This window comes from Glutamicibacter creatinolyticus (assembly GCF_006094275.1).
Lineage (GTDB): Bacteria > Actinomycetota > Actinomycetes > Actinomycetales > Micrococcaceae > Glutamicibacter > Glutamicibacter creatinolyticus.
The window spans coordinates 1,118,639-1,139,201 of sequence record NZ_CP034412.1 but is presented as its reverse complement, the minus strand read 5'-3'; the positions used below and the strand labels follow the sequence as shown (position 1 = coordinate 1,139,201).

Sequence of the window (20,563 nt, the reverse complement as noted above, 5' to 3'; positions counted from 1 at the left end):
CACCTGCCGGCGGCAAACCCCCGGCACGGGCGATGGCCAAAAAATTTATGGTGTAGCGTCAGCGGCGCCAGTGCGACAGCACGGGCGGGGCGTTTACCGGGCGGCGCGTCGCCCGCGCGGCCGCTCGCGCAGTTCCTCGGCCTGCACCGGGGCGGGACCCCCGGGCAACGGCCGCGGGTGCGGCACGACGCGCCCGCGCGTGCTCAGCACCAGTACGATGCTCACCGCGCTCAACCCGAGCATGATCGCCGGCCAGAACAGGTACTGGGTGGCGCCGGTATGGGCGATGCTCAGCCACAGGGCGTAGCTGCCGATGAGGTAGGCCAGGTGGATGAGCATGACCCGGGTGCGCAGCCGCCAGCGGACCTTGGCCTTCGGCGAGAGCGCCAGCGCCCAGACGGCCAGCAGCGGAATCACCACCACGAGGATGGCAAGCACCGGCGGCCAGGGCAGGAAAGTCATGGCGGTAAAGCCGGCGGCAACCAGCAGTCCGACTTCGAGGATAAAGGACACCGTCGCATACGCCGCTGAAATACCAGGTGACACCCGCGAGGTCTTGCCAATACCCATCGCTCTTAATCCCACTCCACTTCGGCACTTATTACGTTTCTTCGCTCGTCCAACAGTCTATGTCCTTCGCGCCGGGTGCCGCGACTTGGACGCCTCGCCTCATGCCCGCCAGAGCCGGCGGAACGCCGTGCCTCCGCTAGCGCTCGGCCGTGTAGCTTTGGCTCCCGTCACTGGTGGAAACCGTGACCTGGTGCAGGCTTGCGTCGACCTGACGGACGCTTTGCAGAACCTCGGTGGCGATTTTCTTCAGCTGCTCGCGGTCCTCGGCCTCCTGGCTGCTGACCAGCAACTCCAGGTGGCCTTCCTCGGGGGCGAACCAGGCCTGCACCTGACGGTAGGGTGCGTTGAGCTGGGAGACTTCGGTGACACCATAATTGCCCAGCCACTGCCGGATCTTCTCCTCAGCCCAGCGTCCGCGCTGCGCGCTGGTCATGGCCGGCGCGGTGCTCTCCACGAGGGCACCTTCAGCCGGGCCGGTGGCCGGCACCGGATCGGAGGGGGCCTCGGTGCTGTGGGCACCGGCCGCACGCTGGATCACTTCCACCCCGCCGATGGCCAGCGCACCGGCGCCAATGATCGCAATCCCCAAGAACAGCAGCATCAGCAGTACCGAACCGCCAGCCTTTTTCATGTGCCCCTCCTTATGAACCCCCCAATCATCATAGACCGTCCCCGGCTTTTCGGCTGGAGGGCATGACAAAGCCCCGGATCCTGGTGGATCCGGGGCTTGCATGTGGAGATGGGGAGAATTGAACTCCCGTCCGCTGTGGTGTTGCCAGGTCTTCTCCGGGCGCAGTTTGCTGTGGATTTTCTCTGCCCCAGCCATCACGCAAACAAGTGGCTGGTCCGGGCACAGTTGCCTAAATTATGCGATCAACGCCGGCAACGTTCATTGATCGCAGTGGCTATCTAAATGACGTTAGTAACAGGGGCGATAGCATCCCCTGGCTAACGGACTGTCTGGCTGCTTAGGCAGCGAGAGCGAAGTCAGTGCGCTTAGATTCGGCACTTATTTGGTTGCAAAGAGCGTTAACGAGATAACTTTGCGTCCTCGGCCCGCTTCATCTGTCGCGACTCACACCGTCGAAACCGATCATCCCCGTATTTTGTTGTCAACCTTTGATCTCTCAAAGCCAACGACATCTTCCGATGCCCACCTTTTCGGTGCTAATCCATACTAGCGCAGCCCCGGCCAAAGCCCAAGGGGCTGAGAGCCGAATCACGCCGAGCGCCGGTTGCGCTCACGCATCGCCCGCAACGCGTCGCGGTTATCCTGCTTTTCGCGCAACGTCTGGCGCTTGTCGTACTCGCGCTTACCGCGGGCCACACCGATTTCGAGCTTTGCCCGGCCCTCCTTGAAGTACAGGCTCAGCGGGACCACGGTCAGCCCCGTTTCGGCGATCCTGCGTTCGATCTTGCTCAGCTCCTGCCGGTGCAGCAGCAGCTTGCGCCGGCGACGGGCCGCATGGTTCGTCCACGACCCGTTGAGGTACTCGGGGATGTAGATGTTCTCAATGAACAGCTCCCCCCGGTAGAACTGGCCAAACCCGTCAACCAGCGAGGCCTTGCCTTCCCGCAGGGATTTGACCTCGGTTCCGGTCAGCACCATGCCGGCCTCATAGGTATCGAGGATTTCATAGTCATGCCGCGCCTTGCGGTTGCTGGCGATGACCTTGCTTTCCTGGTTCTTCTTAGCCATGGCACTCCTTGTCTTGCACGTACGAAGAATCGCACACAGGGACCAAGTCTAGCGTTAGAGAAGTCCCAATGGGTTCACGGCCTGCCCGTTGATCACGGTTTCGAAGTGCATGTGGCACCCGGTGGAGTTGCCGGTGGTCCCCACGTAGCCGATCAGCTGGCCCTGCTTGACGTGTTGCCCGGCACGGGCCACCACCTGCGACATGTGGTGATAGTTCGTGGCCAACGCCTTGCCCTTGACCACGCCGTGGGAAATGGTCACCTTGTTGCCGGAGCTGCCGCCCCAGCCGGCCATCCACACTTCGCCGTCGGCTGCGGCATGCACCGGTGCTCCGCACTGTCCGCCGAAGCCCCAGTCCACGCCCGCGTGTACGTAGCCGCCGCGTCCGCCGTAGTCGATGGTGCCCGCGGGGGTAGGCCGCCAGCCGAAGCTGGAGGTGATCCGGCCACTGGAGACCGGCTTTACCAGACCCCAGCTGCTGGGCTCCGACACGGTCTTGGGGGCCGGAGCCACGTACTTGGGCTTCTTGTAGCTGGCCTTGCGGCCCTCGGCCTTGGCCTGGCGCTTGGCCGCCTCTTCCTTGGCGCGCTGCTCGGCCTCCCACTTCGCCTTGGCTTCGGCCTGGCGCTTGCGCTCGGCTTCTTCCTGACGCTTCTTGCGTTCGGCCGCTTCACGGATCAGACGCTCCTGGCGTTCCTTGATCTGCGCGTTCACGGCCGCGTATTCCTGCTCCTGCTTCTGCAGTTTGGCCTGAATCCGCGGCTTTTCGGCCTCCAGCTTGCTGCTTAGCGCCTCGGTGCTGGCGATCAGCTGGTCCAGTTCGCTCTTGCGCTGTTCGGCCTCATCGCGCGCGGATTCCTCCTGGGCCAGGGCACTTTCGGCCTCAGCCTTCAGGCCCTGGATCTGCTGTTCGACCGCAGCCAGGCGCACCTTGTTGTTCTCGTCGGTGGCCTGCTGCTGCGCCAGGTCGTTGTAGACGCTGTTCTGCGACTCCAGCGCCTTGCTGGCCAGGGTGATGCCGTCGGCGATCTCGGTCGCGGACTCGATGTTCAGGATCATGTCCAGGCCATCGGACATGCCGCCACGCTTGTAGGCCTCCGAGGCGATCTGCGAGATCGTGGACTCGGTTTCCTTCAGCTTGGCCGAATTCTTCTCGATCTCCGCGGCCAGTTCATCGCGGGTCTGCTGTGCGGCAATCAACCGGTCATTCAGGTCCGCCACCGCGGCCTGGGCGTTGGCGACGCGGCTGCGGGCGTCGGCCAGGGCCTGCTCGGCGCCGGGCAACTGACCCTGCTGTTCACGCAGTTTGCGATCGGTCTCCACAATGTCGGCATCCAGAACTTCCATGTCCTCCTGAATGGAGTCAATGTTCTGCTCGACCTGCTTCTTGCGGTCATCCAGTTCGTCTGCCCCTGCCAATGTGGCCGGAACCAGCATCGTCAGCGCCAGAGCGCCACCGACAGTCGCGCGGAGAAACTTACTTCGCACCGCGTGAGACAGCATAGTGCTCCTTAATGAGATTTCTAGTTCCGGTGAAGATCGGCAAAGAATTGGCTAAACCTTCAGGTAGCGCTTCAACGTTACCACTGAAGAAATTGTTGCCAAAATGATACCGATTAGCAAGAGTCCGGGCGCAATCAGCAGAACTTCGTTCGTCGAGATGAACGCGACCCCGAGGTTGTCATTGGCCAGTTTCTCCTCCACGAGGAACTTCACCAGCAGCCAGAGCGTGCCCGATGCCAGCAGGCTGCCAATGACCGCCGCGATCACCCCCTCGATGATGAACGGAAGCTGAATCGAGGTCTTGGAGGCGCCAACCAGACGCATGATCGTGGTTTCCAGCCGCCGGTGCATGGCCGAGAGCTGGATCGTGGTGCCGGTCAGCAGCACCGCACAGACGATCATCACCCCGGCCACCACGGCGGCGGACGCCGAGGCCACGCGCACCAACTGGAAGACCTTCTCCAGCAGCTCTCGTTGGTCGATCACCGATTCAACGCCGGGGATGGTGGAGAACGTCTCATTGATGACCGGGTACTTCTCCGGGTCATTCAGTGCGATGCGGAAGGACTCGGGCAGCTGGCCTTCCTGGACCTGGTTCAGCAGCGGCGAATTCTCGAACTGCTCCTGGAAGTGCTTGTAGGCCTCGGACTTCGACTCGTAGGCGAACTCCTTGATGTACGGGGACAGCTCGTCGCTCTTGAGCAGCTCTTCGATATGCGAGCGCTGCTCGTCGGTGACCTGCTCACCGGCGCAGTTCAGCTCCTGGGAGTTGTCGTCGCACAGGAAGACCGCAACCTCCATGCGGTCATACCAGTAGCCCTTCATCTGGTTGATCTGCAGCTGCAGCAGCACCGAGGCGCCCACGAAGGTCAGCGACACGAAGGTCACCAGCACCACCGAGACGACCATGACGATGTTCTGCTTGAGGCTCTTTCCCGCCTCGCGGAGGATGAATCCTGGCCTCACTGCTCTCCATCTTTCGTTTCGCTCGAATCCTGTGCCGGCGCATCCTGGCCCGTTTCCTTCGCGGCAACGTCCTCGGAGGTGCCAAAGTGCAGCTCGCGCGAGCCGTCCTGCTTGATCACGGTGGTCATCGGCATGTAGCTGCCGCTGGTTTCATCGCGGATGATCTTGCCCTTGCTCAGCTCGATCACGCGGCGCTTGTAGTCGCTGACCAGCTCGTGGGCGTGGGTGGCCATCAGCACCGTGGTGCCGTTCTGGTTGATCCGGTCCAGCACGTTCATCACATCGAGGCTGTTCTTCCGGTCCAGGTTGCCGGTCGGTTCGTCGGCCAGCAGGATCGAGGGCTTGTTCACGATGGCGCGGGCGATACCCACGCGCTGCTGCTCGCCGCCGGACAGCTCGGTGGGCTTGCGACGGGCCTTGTCCTCCAGGCCCACCAGCTTCAGCGCCTCGGGCACCCGTTCACGGATCTGGGCGCGCGGCGCGCCAATGACCTCCAGCGCGAAGGCCACATTGTCAAAAACACTGCGTTCGCGCAGCAGCCGGAAGTCCTGGAACACGAATCCGATATCGCGCCGGAGCTTGGGCACACGCCAGCTGGGGATCCGGTTCAGGTTCTGTCCGGCGACGTAGACCGCGCCCTCGGTTGAACGCTTTTCGCGCAGGATCAGGCTCAGAAATGTGGACTTGCCGGAACCGGACTCACCGACAAGGAACGCGAACTCGCCTCGGTTAATCTCGATGTTCACATCGCGCAAAGCCGCATTTTGCTGCTTCGGTTCATAGATCATCGAGACATTTTCGAATTTAATCATGTCTTCAATCGCTTGCTAACGTCGGGCGCGACGCAGGCCCCGGGTCCCCACCCACCGACGGCACAGAATGCGTCATTTAATTGAAACCCTATCGGCGTACGCGGCCCTCTCCCCGAATTTGGGCGCGTGTTGCCGGTTTCTTGGCCGTTACACAGCCTACGACATGAGCGGCGTTAATGCGGTTCCCCGCGCCGTGAACCGGCGCGGTGCGGGGCCGGGCCGACCCGGTGTGGCTAAGCCGTCGCCAGGGTCCGAACCCCGGGCTGGGCGCTAGGCGACCAGCGGCGCCTCGGTGCGTTCGCGCACTTCGTCGCGGCTGACGCCCTCGGCCAGTTCGAGCACCGCAAGACCGTTTGGGGTGATGTCGAAAACCCCCAGATCGGTGATGACCCGCTGCACCACCCCGAGCCCGGTGATCGGCAGGCTGCACTGGTTGACCAGCTTGGCGCTGCCGTCGCGGGCGTTGTGCTCCATCAGCACGATGACGCGTTGGGCGCCGTGCACCAGGTCCATCGCCCCGCCCATGCCCTTGACCATCTTGCCCGGAATCATCCAGTTCGCCAGGTCCCCGGCCCCCGAAACCTGCATGGCCCCGAGGATCGCCACGTCGATCTTCCCGCCGCGGATCATTGCGAAGCTCATCGCCGAATGGAAGAAGCTGGCCCCGGGCAGCACGGTGACGGTCTCCTTGCCGGCGTTGATCAGGTCCGGGTCCACTTCCTCCTCGGTGGGATACGGCCCCACCCCCAGGATTCCGTTCTCCGACTGCAGCACCACGTCCACGTCGTCGGGCAGGTAGTTGGGCACCAGCGTTGGCATCCCGATGCCCAGGTTCACGTACGCCCCGTCGGGCAACTCCCGGGCGGCGCGGGCCGCCATCTGCTCACGAGTCCATGCCATGTTCACCACGACCTTTCACTTGGCGCGGGTGGTGCGCCGCTCGATGGGCTTCAGGTGCTGCTCGCCGACCTTCACGATCCGGTGGACGAACACGCCGGGCAGGTGCACCTGGGCCGGGTCCAGTTCACCGGGCTGCACGAGCCGTTCGACCTGGGCCACGCAGATCCGCCCGGCCATCGCCGCCGGCACGGAGAACTGCTGGGCGGCCTTGTTGAAGATCAGGTTGCCGTGGGTGTCCCCCAGCGCGGCGTGCACCAGGGCAAAGTCGGTGACGATGGAGGGTTCCAGCACGTATTGCTCCTCGCGTCCGGCAAAGTCGATGGTGCGCACTTCCTTCGGCTGGCTGGCCTTGAGCACCGCGCCGTGCGCGTCGTAGCGCTGGGGCAGCCCGCCGTCGGCCACCAGGGTTCCGACCCCGGTGCGGGTGAAGAACGCCGGGATGCCCGCGCCTCCGGCCCGCAGCTTCTCGGCCAGTGTGCCCTGCGGGGTGAGTTCCACCTCCAGCTCCCCGCTGAGGAACTGGCGTTCAAACTCCTTGTTCTCCCCCACATAGCTGGCGGTGATCTTGCGGATGCGGTGGGCCGCGAGCAGCACGCCCAGCCCCTGCCCGTCCACGCCGCAGTTGTTGGAGACCACGTGCAGGTCCTCGACCCCCGAATCCAGCACCGCGTTGATCAGTTCGGTGGGGTTGCCGGACAGCCCGAAGCCGCCCACGGCAATGGAGGCGCCGTTGCGCACATCGGCCACGGCGACTTCCGGATTGGCAAGGCTCTTGTCGAGCATGGTCTCAGAGCTCCTCGGCTGGCGGCCCGGACACGCTATGGCCCGGATCACTTGGGCTAACTGCTTAGGCTCATCGTATGACTGCCCCGGGCAGAAAGAAACCCCCGGCCTCGCCCTAGAGGCGAAACCGGGGGTCGGCTGTGCTGCGCCGGGCCGCGGCGGACGGTTAAATCAGGTCTTCGCCGTTGCGGCGCGCCTCCAGCCATTCGGCGATAAACCCGCGGGCGATGAAGAACATCACCGCGCCCACGATCACCGGCCAGACCAGCACGTACAGGGATAGTGCGAGGGTACCCATCTAGTTCTCCTTCGTGTTCGTGGTTGCGGTCTCACCCGCGGCGGATGGGGAGGCCGCCGGGGCGGCCCCCTTGGCGCTGTGCGCCAGGCGCGCCTTCTTGGCCTCGGCCGCCATCTCCGCCTCCGCATCGAAGTCGCCGGTGCGTTCGGCGATGAGCGAGAAGTCGAAGTCCATCTTGGAGCGGAAGGACATCAGGTAGCACACGATGGTGCTCACCGAGTAGGCCACCAGCGAGGCGCTGAGGGTGGTGTAGTCGCGCAGGAAGCCGAAGCAGAACGGCGCGGCCACCACCGCGGAGGCGATGCCGACGATCTTTGCGGCCCGGATCCCGAAGAAGCCGAAGCACATCAGCCCCAGCACCACCCCGATGCCCAGCACCGCAAGCAGTTCCACCAGCAGCCCGGTGAACCCGTTGATCGGGATGAGTTCGAAGCGCACCGGGATGAACACGGCCAGGGCGACCAGCACCGCGGTGGTGAACGCCTTGTTGGTGACCTTGCCCCAGTAGAAGCTGGCCAGCACCGGGAACACCAGGGCGCCCCACAGCGCGCCAACGAAGACCAGCAGGTCCAGGATGTTCAGCTGCAGGCTGGCGAAGATGACCGCCAGCGCGGTGGCGGCAACCATCGTGATCCGCCCCACCAGCAGCATGGTCTTCGGGTTGGCCTTCGCCTTGCCGGCCACGTTCTGGCCGTACACGTCGGCCATCATGATCGAGGACAGTGCGGCCAGATCCGAGTCGGCGGTTGAGGAGAGCGCGCCGATGATCATGATGAAGAACACCGCCAGCAGCACGCCGGGCAGGTAGCTCGCCGCCATTTCCGGGATCAGGTTGTTCATGTCCCCGCCGGTGGGTTCGAAGCCCAGGTACAGGGCCAGCACACCGAGCATGCCCACGCCGATGACCATCGCACCGTAGCCGACGGTGGCGGTGATGAAAGTGGGCTTGATCAGGTCCTCACGCACCGCGAAGAGTCGCTGGGCGATGGTCTGGTTGCCGATCGCGTAGGCCAGCACCGCGGCAATGTACGGCGCGCCCTGGTTCAGGAACGCCTCGGAGGAGAAGAAGTTGGACTGCTCGGCGCTCAGGTTCGCCGCACCGGTTTCAAAGGCCGCCGGGAAGTCCGCGGCGAAGAAGATGAACGGCACCAGCACCGCCACCGCCCCGAGCATCGCCATGACCTGCACGAAGTCGGTGAGCACCGAGGCCCGGAAACCGGACCACAGCGTGTACAGCAACACCCCGGCGGCCACGCACAGCACGCCCTGGATGAAGTTGAACGGTGAGAGCATCGAAATCAGCACGCCGCCGGCGATGAAGTTCGACATCAGGCTGATCAGCGAGCCGATGACGTTGGAACCGGCCAGCATCAGCTGGCTGGATCGGCCGTGGCGGGCATACATGACCTCGGCCAGGGTGTGGGCCCGCGGCGCGACCTTGCGAATCCGCTTGCCGAAGGGGTAGATGAACAGAATCATCAACGCACCCCACAAGCCGTAGTGGATGGGGCCGGAGATTCCGTAGGTGTAGCCCGAGGTCGCCGAGGCATACATCGACGACGCCCAAATCCAGGTCGCGGTCATGCTGGCCGCGGAAATTCCGAATCCGATCTTGTTGCCGGCGGTCATGTAGCCGTCGGCGTTTTCTTCTTTTTTCCCGATTCGGGTGGAAATCAAGAACGTCCCGCCGTAGAAGAACAGCAGGAGCAATACAACAACAACGGCGCTGAACTGCACCATTTCGGGATGATCCATGCGCCACCTCCTCAATAGACGATGATGAGAAACGGTGCCGGCCGTAAGACCTCACAATGCCGGCACATGGTCCTGCACGTCTGGTCCCGCGGGGCGTTTGCCGCGGGAAATAGTCCTAGCTGACGCGCACAAGCCCTGGGCCCATCAACCACTTCCCCTCTGCCAGTTTTCGTTCGGTGCTCATTCGTTGCGTTCATCCCGGGTATGGGAAGGCCAGGGGTACCCGTGACAGGGGTGCCCCTCGGCTGGTTCAGTCGCGCTTAGGTGGCGATACGACTCGCGCCGCCGGGCTTCTGCCGGCTCGCGGTCCCGGTGTGCTCCGGGCCCTGGTCGTCTTCCGGTGCCGTTTGCCATGCGGCAAGACCTTGTCGATGTGCAAGGCGGCAGCGGTGTGCAGTGCTGTGCCGGGTGCGGACCTGGTGGCCAGGGCACTGCGGCATGGGGAACGATCCTGATTCCCGATCGTTGTTACTTCCCCGTAATCCGATGGTGACGTCCATCTCTGCTGATAGATCTTAGCATGATCGCGAATATATGCGACTTGGGATCGTGGTGTGCGTCTCCTGGGCCTACCCCGCGCACGTGCCGGCCAGGGCGTCGACGGGCCGCAGACCGCACGATCACCGACGGGGTGACCGGCGGGGTCTGGAACCGGTGGGCAGGAGTTCGCCGCCTGCCGCAGCCACGGGCGATGGGTGGGGCGGCAGCCGTGGAGCGAGTGACAAACGCCCGAATTTTCGGGAAAAAATCGAGGTCCGGCCCTTCCCCGGCGCGCCATCCAACACTGGGTTCCTGGCCATCCCACCAACCCGGGCCGCCGTGGTTCGCGTCTTTCCATCCGTGGTGCGGATCGGGTCCAGGCGTTGTTCTGGCACAGTGGATCGGACCCCGAATCTCAACGTGCCGCCGTCCACGGGGAACGGGCGAACGCATAAATATACCCCCGCAGGCGCTGCCTGCGGGGGTCGGGCCCGCCGCTGCCGCATGCGGCGGGAACGTGCCGGGTTGGTGTGGCGGGTACCCGCCGCTAGTTCGCCGAGTGGCGCTGACCGGCGCGCCAGCGGATACCTGCGTCGATGAAGTCGTCGATTTCGCCGTCGAGCACGGCCTGGGTGTTGCCCACCTCGTGCTCGGTGCGCAGGTCCTTGACCATCTGATAGGGGTTGAGCACGTAGGAGCGCATCTGATCGCCCCAGGACGCCTTCACATCGCCCGCCAGTTCCTTCTTCTTCGCGTCCTCCTGCTCCTTCTTCAGCAGCAGCAGCCGGGACTGCAGCACGCGCAATGCGGCGGCACGGTTTTGGATCTGCGACTTCTCGTTCTGCATCGACACGACGATGCCGGTGGGCAGGTGGGTCATGCGCACCGCGGAGTCGGTGGTGTTCACGCTCTGCCCGCCCGGACCCGAGGAACGGAAGACATCGACCTTGATCTCGGATTCGGGGATCTCGATGCTGTCGGTGGACTCGATCAGCGGCACCACTTCCACCGCGGCGAAGGAGGTCTGGCGCCGGCCCTGGTTGTCGAACGGGGAAATGCGCACCAGGCGGTGGGTGCCGGCCTCGACCGAGAGGGTGCCAAAGGCGTAGGGCTCGTCGATTTCAAAGGTCGCGGACTTCAGCCCGGCCTCTTCGGCGTAGGAGGTGTCCATGATGCGCGCACTGTAGCCGCGCTTCTCCGCCCAGCGGGTGTACATGCGCAGCAGCATCTCGGCGAAATCCGCCGCGTCCACGCCGCCGGCACCGGCGCGGATGGTGATGACCGCGCCGCGGGAGTCGAATTCGCCGTTGAGCAGCGTGACCACTTCCAGTTCGGCCAGGGAGGCGCGGATCGCCTCCAGCTCCCGGTCCGCCTCCTGCAGGGTGTCCGCGTCGTCCTCCATTTCGGCCAACTCCACCAGCACCTCCAGGTCATCGATCCGGGTGTGCAGTTTCTGCAGCCGCTCCAGCTCGGACTGGCGGTGCGAGAGCCGGGAGGTGACCTTCTGCGCCACGGCCGGGTCGTCCCACAGGTCCGGGGCGCCGGCTTCCTCAGACAGCTGGGCGATGTCCGCCTTGATTTGCTCGACGTCGCTGACCGCCTCGATGGACCGGAAAGTGGAACGAAGCGCGCGCAGTTCAGCAGAAAAGTCTGTTTTAGCCATGATTTAACTAGCCTACGTCATCACGCCCGGCGCCGGAGTCGCTCGGCGCCTGCGCCAACGCACCGGTTTTCAGCGGCTGAGCACGGTGCGGGCGGTGGCGTCCACGTGGATGGGGATCCCGGCCGGCACCAGCCAGCCGACGATCGGCGGGGTCACCCGGGCGGTCAGCTGCACGGTGGCCCCCTGCCCGTCGGGCAGGATGCCGACCTCGCCCACCCCCAGGTCGTCGAAGCGGCCGTGGGCCTGGGTATCGGCCAGGTAGCGGCGCACCGCCTGGGACACCTGCTGCTCGTTGAGCCGGATCTCGGGTTTGGGGCCCTCGCCGACGAGCTCGAATTCGTCGACCGCGGCAATGACCGCCCCGTCCGCGGCGGCCAGCAGCTGGCGGGCCTTGAGGTTCACGGCGCTGGCCGCCAGCACGATGCTGATGGTCAACAGCGTGATCGCCACCAGCCCGATGACCAGCACCAGGCTTTGGCCCGAATCCTCGGCGCCCAGGCGACGGGCCAGTGCCCGCACCGTCCCGGGCCGTCGGGCGGGGGTTGCCGATAGGGAGGGGCCGCGGCTACCCAAAGCGGTCAACTCGCTGGGTCGCGGCCGAGTCGACCGTCAGCACCGAGGCGGTGAAGCCCTCGGGCAGCAGCGGCAGCGGAACACGCACCGTGACGCTGACGCTGACCGTGCTGCCAGGTTCCAGGCAGGCCGGGCTGCAGCTGATCGTCGTCTGGGCCTGTTGCGCCGGGATCCCGAAGTCGCGCAGCGTGCGGCCCACCACGTCGTGGGCGTACGCCTCGGCCGCGGAGGCCTCGGTACTGGCGGCGAAGACCTTGGCCGCGTGGTCGGCGGAGCCCACCGCGGCGTAGCTGGCCGCCTGAATCTGCCCGGCGGCCAGCACCAGGTAGATCATCGGGATCAGCACCAGCGTGCTGGTGAAGATGAATTCGACGATGGAACTGCCCCGGTCATCGGCCAGCGGGGCTGGAAGCGCTATCCGCCGCCGCGCAACCGGTCGGGCTGCGCGGCGGCCGCGGCGGCTATACGGGCGGCGGCAGGCCGGCTCGGCGAGCGCCCTAGCCATAGCGCACCGCCTGGCCGCTGACTTCCAGTTGCCAGCCGTTGGGCAGCAGCCCGATCAGCGGCACCCGGGTGCGCACCGTGATCTCCACCAGCTCGTGGTCCCCGACCATGCTGGTGGAGGCGCTGATGTCCTGGGCGAAACCGGGGTTCAGGCTCTGGCTGATGAGCATCGCCGTGCGCTGGCGCCCGTCCTCGACGCTGCGGTTGGCCAGCGCCCCGTAGCGGGCCCCGTTGGTGGCCGCGTCGATCAGGGTGTTGCGCACGTGCAGCGCCAGGGCCAGTTGCACGATGCTCAGCCCCACCACGATCAGCAGGGTCGCGACCATGACGAATTCGGCCACCGCCGAGCCACGCTGGGCGGTGGCCGAACTCGCTGGGCGGGCCCTGGCCGGATTGTGGTAGGTGGACATGAGGCTGCCGCGCCTACCCCATCCCGGAGACCCGGTCGATGGCCTGGTTGAACAGTTCCTGCAGCCGCGGCCCGGCCACGGCGAGCAGGGCCGCGACCAGCAACGCGGACATGAGGGTGATCATCACCCAACCGGGCACGTCGCCGCGTTCCTCACGCAGCTTCGGGCCGAGGCGTTCGCCCAGCCGGCGCAGCAGGTCAAGTGTCATCAGCACCAGGGTGTTCAGGTGGTGTTCGAGGGTTTTCATTTTCGTGTTCCTTACCGTCGGAGCGGGTCTGTGGGTTGGCAGGTGGTGCGGCGGGTCGTCGGCAGCGCGGCGGGCGGGTGGGCCCGGCGGGTCGATGACGTGGGCGGAGGTGGCAGCGTCGGTTCAATAGCTCATCTCCAATAGCGATAGTCCGGGGAAGACCGCGAAGATCACGGTCAGCGGCAGCACGCCGAAGACGATCGGCGCCAGCATGGCCACCTCCCGCTTTCCGGCCAGTTCCATCAGTTCCCGCTTCGAGGCGTCGCGCACGTCCTGGGCCTGGTCGCGCAGCACCTGGGCCAGGGGCGTGCCGCGTTCGGTGGCCACCACGATGGCGTCGACGAACCGGGTCATCGCCCCGATCTGGATGCGGTCGGACATGTTCTCCATGGCCTGAGTCATCGGCGTGCCGGAGCGGATGTCGTGGATGGTGGTGGTGAATTCCTCACCGATGGCGCCGCGGCAGATCCGCGAGATCCGCTCCAACGCCCCGGTGGTCGATTCCCCGGCGCCGACCGTCAGCGCCAGGATGTCGGCGACCGTGGGGAATTGGGTCAGGATCTTGCGCGAGCGCTGCTGCACCTGTTCGCCCAACCACCAGCCGCGCGCCATGAAGCCCAGCAGCCCGCCGCCCAGCACCACGATCAGCGCCAGGGCCGGGCCGGTGCCCCGCCCGAAGGCGAGCAGGGCGGCCAGCGTGGTGCCGGTGAGCAGCCCCAGGATGGCGCAGCTCAGCTCCTGGGTGCGGTAGTCCAAAACGCTCATCGTCAGCCCCGCGGCGGCCAGCCGCCGGCGCACCGTGTCCGAGCCGGGGCTGTGCAGCATCGCCAGGCGGCGGATCTGGTTCATCAGCGGTGCGGCCAGTTGGCCCAGGGTGCTGCGTTGGCCCTCGGAACGCCAGGCGTCCTGCAGCATGCGCGAGGAGCGCATGCCCACCCGCAGGTGGGGTGCGATGCGTTCGGCCAGGGTGGGGGCGCGGAAGTGGGGCAGCGCGCAGACGAACACCCACAGCCCGGCGCCCAGCAGCGCGCCAAGCAGGATCGCCCAGGGCAGCGGCGAGTTCACCGCCGCGATGCTCAGCCCCGCGCCGCTGCTCCCCCAGGGGCCCGGCACGGCCAGGTTCGCCACCGAGATACTCATATCAGCACCCGTTCCTCCACCGGCAGCGTGCCCAAACGCAGCATGATGCGGTAGCAGATGAAGGAGACGGCCAGGCCGCAGCCGAGCACCGCCACCCCGGCCGGGGTGGAGTACGCGGCGATCGCCGCCGGCTGGGTGCCCAGCACCAGCAGCACCACCCAGGGGGCGGCGGCCGCCAGCCGGGCCGCAGAGATGATCCAGGACTGGCGGGCCGCCAGCTCGCCGCGGGTCTTGACATCGTCGCGCAGGAACGCGGCCAGCGTGCCCAGGGTCTGGCCCAGTTCGGTGCCGCCGACCTCCCGGGTGATGCTCAGGGTGGTCAGGATCTTGTCCGCCACCGGGTCGGCCAGGCGTTCGCCCAGGTGCTCCAGCGCGGTGGAGAACCTGGCGGTGGCCCGGTAGTCCAGGGCGAAGTCGCGGAAGGCCGGGCGCAGCGTCTCGGGGCCGACCTCGGCCAGCTGGCTGAGCGACTCGGGCAGCGAAAGCCCGGCGCGCACCGCCGAGCGCAGGTGATCGACGACCTCCGGCCACTGCTCCCGCAGCGCCGCACGCCGTTTGGCCGCCTGGTAGCGCAGGTACACCCACGGGGCCAGCAGCCCGAACCCGCCAAAGAGCGCGCCGAACAGGAAGGAGCCGGTCAACGCCAGAATCAGCAGCCCGGCACAGAACCCGGTGCACAGGCACACGAGCACGAACCGGGAGGGGCGCACGGTCGCGATCCCGGCCTGCAGCAGCGCGCCCTGGATGCGGGCACGCGGTTTGCGCCGGCGCACCCACGGCTCGTAGAGCAGCCAGTCGAGAATCAGCGCCGCGCCCACGCCCAGCAGCGCCCCCAGAAGCAGGCTCATAGCCGCTCCCCCATCAGTTCGGCCATGTTGACCCCGGCGATCTGGAACTTCTGGTGCGCCCAGTCCGCCCCGGCGGCCGCGCGCAGCTGGCCCGAGGTGCGCTCAAAGAGCGTGGAGGTTTCGATCTGCCCGTCCTCCACCCGCCCGGGCACCGCCAGGATCTCCTCCACGAAGCGCTGGCCCTGCCCGTCGCGGGTGCAGTGCACCACCACGTCCACGCAGGTCGCCACGGTTTTCACCACGAAGTCGCTGGTGATGTTCGGCCCGGCCAGCAGCGGCAGCGTGCACATTTTGATGATCGCGTCGCGCGCCGAGTTGGCATGCAGGGTGCACAGGCCCGCGATGCCCGAGTTCAACGCGATCAGCAGATCCAGCGCCTCGGCCTCGCGCACCTCCCCGACGATGATGCGCTCGGGGCGCATGCGCAGCGCCTCCTTGACCAGTCGGCGCATGGTGATCTCCCCGGTGCCCTCCAGGTTCGGCAGGCGGGTCTGCATCGCCACCTGGTCACGCAGCGCGAAGTTCAGTTCGAAGATCTCCTCAATGGTGATGACCCGTTCGCGCGGGCCGATCGCCGAGGAGAGGCAGTTGAGCATGGTGGTCTTCCCGGCCTGGGTGGGGCCGGTGACGATCACGTTCATGCCCGCCCCGATCGCGCAGGAAAGGTAGAACGCCGCGTCTTCACTCAGTGAACCCAGTTCGACCAGGTCATCGAGCCGCGCGGCGCGGGCGATGAACTTGCGGATGTTCACCGCCCAGTGCTCTCGGGTGATGTCCGGGATCACCACGTGCAGCCGCGACCCATCCGGCAGCTGGCAGTCGACGAACGGCTGCGACAGGTCCAGGCGCCGCCCGGATGCCTTGAGCATCCGTTCGACCAGTGCGGCGATCTGCCCGGCGTCCAGCCGGATTCCGGTCAGCTCGCTGCGCCCGCCGCGGGCGCAGAACACCTGGTGCGGGGCGTTGACCCAGATTTCCTCGATGCCGGGGTCATCCAGCAGCGGCTGCAGCGGGCCGAACCCGGCCACATTGTCAAAAACGCTGCGCTTGGCCGCCTCCAGCTCCCCCAGCTGCGGCACCGCCCCGAGCAGGGCCCGCTCATCGTAATCCCGCACCACCTCATCGATCAGGGCGCGGATGCGGTGCGGCTCGGTGGCCGGGTCCAGGCCCTGGCGGCGCACCAGCTCACGGACCTCGTCCTCAACGACTGACAGGGCTTCCACGGCCGGGTCCTTTCGCCCAACGGTACTCTTGCGCCTCCCGTGGCCGGGGTACCGTCGGCCGCCTGGCACCGATGCCGGGCTGCAGCCAACGCAGCAAGGTGTCGGCCAGCCCCAGCACAGCCCCACCTGTGATCCATTGATCACGCATGCTATCGGCGCCGCGCACGGCTTTCAAGGGGTGCGCCAAAGAGTGTGGACAAACCCGTGGTGCCCCGCGCTGTCCACATTCGCGCGCACCGCGCCAAGCGCACAGCTCAGCGCGTGGGTTGATGGGCGTGCCGGCGGCACGCCCGGCGGTGAAAGATCAGGGGAAGTAGGGGAAGGCGGTGGGCCGGTGGAGCTGTTGTTGTGCGCCGCGGCGTTCGCCAGGCCGCGGCAGTTCATGCTGCAGGCGGAGGGCGCCCTGGACGGGGCGGGGGTGCAGGAGGTGCTGGACACCCAGTTCGATGTGCCGCGCTGGTACTGCGGGGCGCGGGCGCTGGAGGAGCTCGGGCCGCTGCCGCGCGATGCCCGGCTGCTGCTCAGCGACCTGCCCGGCGATGGTGCGTTGGCGGATCCCGGGCGCCGGGCCGGCGGCGGGCTGCAGCTCTACGTGCCGCAGGGGCCGAACGCCGGGGCCCGGCTGCTGCTGCGCCCCGGGCGGCATCAGGTGGGGCGCTGCGCCCCGCTGTGGCTCGATGACCCGGCCGTCTCACGCCGCCACGCCAGCGTGCAGGTCGATGCCCAGCGCATCATGCTGCACGCTGAGAACGGGGCGCGGCTGGAGGTGTTCGAGCACGGCGCGTTTCACCCCGTGCGCCGGATCCAGCTGCGCCGCGGGATGCGGCTGCGCCTGGGCGGCACCGAGCTGCGGGTTGATGACCCGCTGGCGCAGCTGCCCGCCGCGGGGCTGGACTGGCCGCGGACGGTGCCGGTGCTGCCGGGCCGGCCGGAGCTGGGCCGGCTGCTGACGCTGCTGGGCGCCGCACTGGTGCCGCTGGCGATCGGGCTGGTGCTGCTGGCGGCGACCGGCTCGAAAATCTTCCTGCTCATCTCCGGGGTGTCGGCCGGGTTCGGACTGATTCCCGCCCTGGGGCTGCTGCGCCAGCGTCGGCGGTGGATCGGCCAGGCCCGGCAGCACACCTCCGACCTGCTGCGGCTGCGCCGCCAGCTGGCTCCGCCCCTGGGGGCCGTGATTGCGGCCGGGGCCGGCCCCGAATACCGGTGGCTGGGCGCCACCAGCCCACCACCGCTGCTCTTCGGCGACGGGGTGTGGGATCCGGGTGCCGGGAGCACGGGTGAGCACCGGTTCCTTGAGCCCGGCCGGCGCGGCAGCCTGGCCTCCGCCAGCCCGGTGTTCGCGCTGCGTCCCACCGGGGCCTGGCAGCTGCGGGCGAGCCGCCCCGCGCAGGCGGTGCCGGTATTGCTGGCGCTGCTCGCCCAGCTGCTGCCCTCGGTGGTGTGCGGGACCCGGCAGCTGGTGCTCGATCCGCACCTGCCGGATTTGCCCAGCACGCTGCTGCTGTTGCCCGGCGTGCGCCTCGGGGTGCCGCCGGGCCATGGGGCGCAAGCGCTGCCGTTGGCCGGGCCGTTGCCCCCGGCCAATACCGGTGCCGGGATTACCCGAGGCGGTGAGGTGGGCCGGAATCCGCCGGTCTACGTGCTCGCCGGAGCCGCCGCTGCGGTGCCCGGCGCCCTGGTGCTGGGTCTGGGGCCGGGGCCGGTGAGCGAGAACGTGCAGTGGATCGACGTGCACACCCTGGCGTGCCAGCTGGATGATCCACAGGCACGCTTGGACAGTCTGCACCGGCTGGCGCCCGAACATTTCGCCCGGCTGGTCGAATCGCTGCTGCTGCAGCACCGGGCAACCCAACCCCTGCTGCCCGGGCCTCATCGGGCCCCGGCGCACGCCGCTGGCCCGGCGGAGACCACTGGCGCGGCGGAGACCCTGACCTGCACGCTGGGCGTGGATGACCAGGGCGCCGCCGTGCAGCTGGACGTGCTGCGCGACGGGCCGCACCTGCTGCTGGCCGGGACCACCGGGTCGGGCAAGTCCGAGGCGCTGCGCCGGATGATCACCGAGCTGAGCGCCCGGTACGCTCCGGGGGACCTGGCGCTGGCGCTGGTGGATTTCAAGGGCGGGGCCAGCCTGTCCGTCTTCGCCGCGCTGGCCCACACCCAGCTGTTCGCCAGCGACCTGGACACGGCCGGTGCCTTGCGGATGCTGCAGCAGCTGGAGCTGGAGATCGGGCGGCGCGAGCGGCTGCTGCACGCGCACGGATGCAGCGACATCGCCCATTACCGCCAACACCGCGGCCACCAGGATCCGCCGCTGCCGCGGCTGCTGGTCATCGTCGACGAGTTCCGGGTGTTCCTGGACGATGCGCCCGGCGCCGCGCAGCGCATCGACCGGATCGCCACGGTGGGCCGGGCGCTGGGCATCCACCTGCTGCTGTCCACGCAAAAACCCGGCGGCACCCTCAGCGGGCAGACCCGGGCAAACATCAACACGGTGATCGCCCTGCGGGTCAGGGATCCGGCCGAATCCAGCGACCTGGTCGGCACCCCGCAGGCCGCCCACTTCACGCTGCCGGGCCAGGCGGTGCTCACCTCGCCCACCATCGGGCGCCGGGTGCTGCGCTTTGCGCTGGCCGCCCCGACCGCGCCGTACGGGATGCTCGTCGAACGGCACCGCCGGGGTTTTGGCGTCACCTCCCCCAAGCCCTTCGGGCGGGCGCCCACGGCGGCGGAGGCGATGGGATTGCTGGATGCCCACGTCACCGCGCTGGCCACACGCTGGGCGGACAGCGCCCCGGTGCCCAGCCCCTTTGCCCCGTCGCTGCCGACCGGGCTCGGTGCGCCAGCGCTGCCGCCTGGGATGGCACCGGCCGCCCTGGAACCCGGGCAGAGCGCGTGCGGCTGGGTGGATGAGCTCGCCGCGGGGACGTGGGGTCCGCTGCTACCCGCCACGGCCGCGGCAGGTGCCCTGCTGGTGCACGGGCTGCCCGAATCCGGCACCGCCTACCTGGCCGGGCAGCTGGCCCGGATTCCGCGGCGGATCCTGTACTTTGATGCTGCCCCGCTGCCCGAAATCCGGGCCGCGGCCGCCCCGTCCCCGCCCGGGCACGCACCGCACCTGCTGCTGTTCACCGGCCAGGACGCCTATCGCGTGGCCGACGCCCTGGATTTTTTGGCCGCGGGCCGCGCACTGGATGACGTGCTGGTGGTGGTGCGCAACATGGGCGCGCTGGCCGCCGCCCTGCCCCCGGCCCTCTTCGCCCGCCTTGACGACGTGTTGGGCACGGTGATTCGCCAGGCCGCGGGCAGCGGGGCGAACGTGGTGCTCATCGGCGATCGGGACACCTCGGCGCTCAAGTGCGCGCAGCTGTGCGCCGCCCGGTGGTATTTCCCGCTGGGCGCCCCGCAGTCGCTGCAGATGATGTGGCCGAAGCTGCCGGTCGTCTCCGCGCTGGAGGGGCGCGGGGTGGCGGTGGACGCCGCTGGCGGCACCCGCACCATCCAGCTGACGCAGATCGCCGCACCGCCGCCTAACCGGCCGCGCTTCACCACGCTGCAATCATCTGGTGCGGTCAACGCCGCGCCGGCGCGCGACTATCCGCGGGAATATCCGCGGGGGTATCCGCTGGGGGTCGGCGGGCTGCTGGGTGAGCCGGTCACCTTCTTCCCGCAGCGGATCGGCTTCGTGCTGGTTGCGGACCCCGGGTTGCGCCGCACTGTCGCCGAAGTCCTGTGCTCGCGCTGGGCAATGACGCTGCACCGGAAAACCGCAGCGGACGGGGAGCACCCGCCGCCACCCGCCGCAGACCCGGGCCCCCGCCGGGCCGGCTTCCTGCTGGAAACTGCGGTCGGGCCCGGGCAGCTGGGTCTGATCAACGAGCTGGCACAGCAGGGCTGCGCGCCGGTGGTGTTCTGCGCCCCCTCGATGCGGCTGGCCTACGAATTCGGGCTGCCCGGACTGCAGATCGATGAACGCGAGGTGGTGGTGATTGAGCCGCGCCATCCCCTGGACCTGCAGCCGCTGGCCTGGGGCCCGCTGGCGGCCGCGGAAGCGGAGCGAACCGATGGATCGTGGCGGGCGGTATGCAGCATTGCCGGCCAGCCGCGGCAGGTGCTGATCCCCCACCCCTGAAACGCCCACTCGTCGAGGCGCGACGCCGCCACACCGGCCGCAATCATCTTGAGGTGACGG

The 20,563-nt window shown here is 67.7% G+C and carries 19 protein-coding genes and 1 other RNA gene; 1 reads left to right on the top strand and 19 read right to left on the bottom strand.

All coding sequences use genetic code 11. The features are described from left to right. Nucleotides 1–93: 93 nt before the first annotated feature. The 19 genes from GcLGCM259_RS05215 to GcLGCM259_RS05130 form a co-directional block, all read right to left on the bottom strand. The gene (locus tag GcLGCM259_RS05215; protein ID WP_175419332.1) at nt 94–513 is read right to left on the bottom strand and encodes a DUF2568 domain-containing protein; all 420 of its coding nucleotides are present in this window, start codon (nt 511–513) and stop codon (nt 94–96) included. 193 nt (nt 514–706) lie between these two features. Further along, nucleotides 707–1,201, bottom strand: a complete 495-nt coding sequence (locus tag GcLGCM259_RS05210; RefSeq protein WP_138172956.1) for a hypothetical protein — start codon at nt 1,199–1,201, stop codon at nt 707–709. Nucleotides 1,202–1,301: 100 nt separating this feature from the next. Continuing rightward, nucleotides 1,302–1,671: a transfer-messenger RNA gene (gene ssrA / locus GcLGCM259_RS05205) on the bottom strand. A 118-nt stretch (nt 1,672–1,789) separates the two neighbouring features. After that, nucleotides 1,790–2,269 (bottom strand): SsrA-binding protein SmpB, encoded by a 480-nt coding sequence (smpB, locus tag GcLGCM259_RS05200; protein ID WP_054821108.1) that lies wholly within the window; start codon nt 2,267–2,269, stop codon nt 1,790–1,792. Nucleotides 2,270–2,323: 54 nt separating this feature from the next. Continuing rightward, the gene (locus tag GcLGCM259_RS05195; RefSeq protein WP_246049784.1) at nt 2,324–3,688 is read right to left on the bottom strand and encodes a M23 family metallopeptidase; all 1,365 of its coding nucleotides are present in this window, start codon (nt 3,686–3,688) and stop codon (nt 2,324–2,326) included. A gap of 135 nt (nt 3,689–3,823) precedes the next feature. Next, on the bottom strand, nt 3,824–4,738 hold the full coding sequence (gene ftsX / locus GcLGCM259_RS05190) for a permease-like cell division protein FtsX (protein ID WP_054821112.1): 915 nt from the start codon (nt 4,736–4,738) through the stop codon (nt 3,824–3,826). Further along, nucleotides 4,735–5,550 (bottom strand): cell division ATP-binding protein FtsE, encoded by an 816-nt coding sequence (gene ftsE, locus GcLGCM259_RS05185; protein ID WP_138172952.1) that lies wholly within the window; start codon nt 5,548–5,550, stop codon nt 4,735–4,737. The genes ftsX and ftsE overlap by 4 nt, the downstream gene beginning before the upstream one ends. 270 nt (nt 5,551–5,820) lie before the next feature. Beyond that, nucleotides 5,821–6,450: a CoA transferase subunit B gene (locus tag GcLGCM259_RS05180; RefSeq protein ID WP_138172950.1), complete on the bottom strand. Its 630-nt coding sequence runs from the start codon at nt 6,448–6,450 to the stop codon at nt 5,821–5,823. 15 nt (nt 6,451–6,465) lie between these two features. Further along, complete coding sequence (locus GcLGCM259_RS05175; RefSeq protein ID WP_138172948.1) at nt 6,466–7,233, bottom strand: CoA transferase subunit A; 768 nt, start codon at nt 7,231–7,233, stop codon at nt 6,466–6,468. Nucleotides 7,234–7,399: 166 nt separating this feature from the next. Continuing rightward, nucleotides 7,400–7,531, bottom strand: a complete 132-nt coding sequence (locus GcLGCM259_RS15345; protein ID WP_212743845.1) for a putative transporter small subunit — start codon at nt 7,529–7,531, stop codon at nt 7,400–7,402. After that, entirely contained in the window at nt 7,532–9,286 is a 1,755-nt protein-coding gene (locus GcLGCM259_RS05170) for a sodium:solute symporter family protein (protein WP_138172946.1), read from the bottom strand. A 1,027-nt stretch (nt 9,287–10,313) separates the two neighbouring features. Beyond that, nucleotides 10,314–11,429, bottom strand: a complete 1,116-nt coding sequence (prfB, locus tag GcLGCM259_RS05165) for a peptide chain release factor 2 (RefSeq protein ID WP_138172944.1) — start codon at nt 11,427–11,429, stop codon at nt 10,314–10,316. 69 nt (nt 11,430–11,498) lie between these two features. Continuing rightward, nucleotides 11,499–12,011: a hypothetical protein gene (locus GcLGCM259_RS05160; protein WP_171021073.1), complete on the bottom strand. Its 513-nt coding sequence runs from the start codon at nt 12,009–12,011 to the stop codon at nt 11,499–11,501. Next, nucleotides 11,995–12,507 carry a hypothetical protein gene (locus GcLGCM259_RS05155; RefSeq protein WP_138172940.1) on the bottom strand — a complete coding sequence of 171 codons (513 nt, stop codon included), beginning with the start codon at nt 12,505–12,507 and terminating at the stop codon, nt 11,995–11,997. Before GcLGCM259_RS05155 ends, GcLGCM259_RS05160 begins: the two co-directional genes overlap by 17 nt. Beyond that, nucleotides 12,500–12,916 (bottom strand): TadE family protein, encoded by a 417-nt coding sequence (locus tag GcLGCM259_RS05150; RefSeq protein ID WP_138172938.1) that lies wholly within the window; start codon nt 12,914–12,916, stop codon nt 12,500–12,502. Before GcLGCM259_RS05150 ends, GcLGCM259_RS05155 begins: the two co-directional genes overlap by 8 nt. Nucleotides 12,917–12,929: 13 nt before the next feature. Then, entirely contained in the window at nt 12,930–13,124 is a 195-nt protein-coding gene (locus GcLGCM259_RS05145) for a hypothetical protein (protein WP_138173078.1), read from the bottom strand. Nucleotides 13,125–13,286: 162 nt separating this feature from the next. Next, a complete protein-coding gene (locus GcLGCM259_RS05140; protein ID WP_246049782.1) occupies nt 13,287–14,303 on the bottom strand; it encodes a type II secretion system F family protein in 1,017 nt (338 codons plus the stop codon). Further along, on the bottom strand, nt 14,300–15,151 hold the full coding sequence (locus GcLGCM259_RS05135) for a type II secretion system F family protein (protein WP_138172936.1): 852 nt from the start codon (nt 15,149–15,151) through the stop codon (nt 14,300–14,302). Before GcLGCM259_RS05135 ends, GcLGCM259_RS05140 begins: the two co-directional genes overlap by 4 nt. After that, nucleotides 15,148–16,374: a TadA family conjugal transfer-associated ATPase gene (locus GcLGCM259_RS05130; RefSeq protein WP_138172934.1), complete on the bottom strand. Its 1,227-nt coding sequence runs from the start codon at nt 16,372–16,374 to the stop codon at nt 15,148–15,150. The genes GcLGCM259_RS05135 and GcLGCM259_RS05130 overlap by 4 nt, the downstream gene beginning before the upstream one ends. A 334-nt stretch (nt 16,375–16,708) precedes the next feature. Between GcLGCM259_RS05130 and GcLGCM259_RS05125 the strand changes: the two genes are divergently transcribed. After that, the gene (locus GcLGCM259_RS05125; protein WP_175419331.1) at nt 16,709–20,503 is read left to right on the top strand and encodes an FtsK/SpoIIIE domain-containing protein; all 3,795 of its coding nucleotides are present in this window, start codon (nt 16,709–16,711) and stop codon (nt 20,501–20,503) included. Nucleotides 20,504–20,563: the final 60 nt, after the last annotated feature.

Coding starts and splice junctions, on each gene's coding strand:
- GcLGCM259_RS05210 (WP_138172956.1), bottom strand. CDS start 1,201: ATGAAAAAGGCTGGCGGTTCGGTACTGCTGATGCTGCTGTTCTTGGGG.
- smpB (WP_054821108.1), bottom strand. CDS start 2,269: ATGGCTAAGAAGAACCAGGAAAGCAAGGTCATCGCCAGCAACCGCAAG.
- ftsE (WP_138172952.1), bottom strand. CDS start 5,550: ATGATTAAATTCGAAAATGTCTCGATGATCTATGAACCGAAGCAGCAA.
- GcLGCM259_RS05180 (WP_138172950.1), bottom strand. CDS start 6,450: ATGGCATGGACTCGTGAGCAGATGGCGGCCCGCGCCGCCCGGGAGTTG.
- GcLGCM259_RS05175 (WP_138172948.1), bottom strand. CDS start 7,233: ATGCTCGACAAGAGCCTTGCCAATCCGGAAGTCGCCGTGGCCGATGTG.
- GcLGCM259_RS15345 (WP_212743845.1), bottom strand. CDS start 7,531: ATGGGTACCCTCGCACTATCCCTGTACGTGCTGGTCTGGCCGGTGATC.
- GcLGCM259_RS05170 (WP_138172946.1), bottom strand. CDS start 9,286: ATGGATCATCCCGAAATGGTGCAGTTCAGCGCCGTTGTTGTTGTATTG.
- prfB (WP_138172944.1), bottom strand. CDS start 11,429: ATGGCTAAAACAGACTTTTCTGCTGAACTGCGCGCGCTTCGTTCCACT.
- GcLGCM259_RS05155 (WP_138172940.1), bottom strand. CDS start 12,507: ATGGCTAGGGCGCTCGCCGAGCCGGCCTGCCGCCGCCCGTATAGCCGC.
- GcLGCM259_RS05150 (WP_138172938.1), bottom strand. CDS start 12,916: ATGTCCACCTACCACAATCCGGCCAGGGCCCGCCCAGCGAGTTCGGCC.
- GcLGCM259_RS05145 (WP_138173078.1), bottom strand. CDS start 13,124: ATGACACTTGACCTGCTGCGCCGGCTGGGCGAACGCCTCGGCCCGAAG.
- GcLGCM259_RS05140 (WP_246049782.1), bottom strand. CDS start 14,303: ATGAGTATCTCGGTGGCGAACCTGGCCGTGCCGGGCCCCTGGGGGAGC.
- GcLGCM259_RS05135 (WP_138172936.1), bottom strand. CDS start 15,151: ATGAGCCTGCTTCTGGGGGCGCTGCTGGGCGTGGGCGCGGCGCTGATT.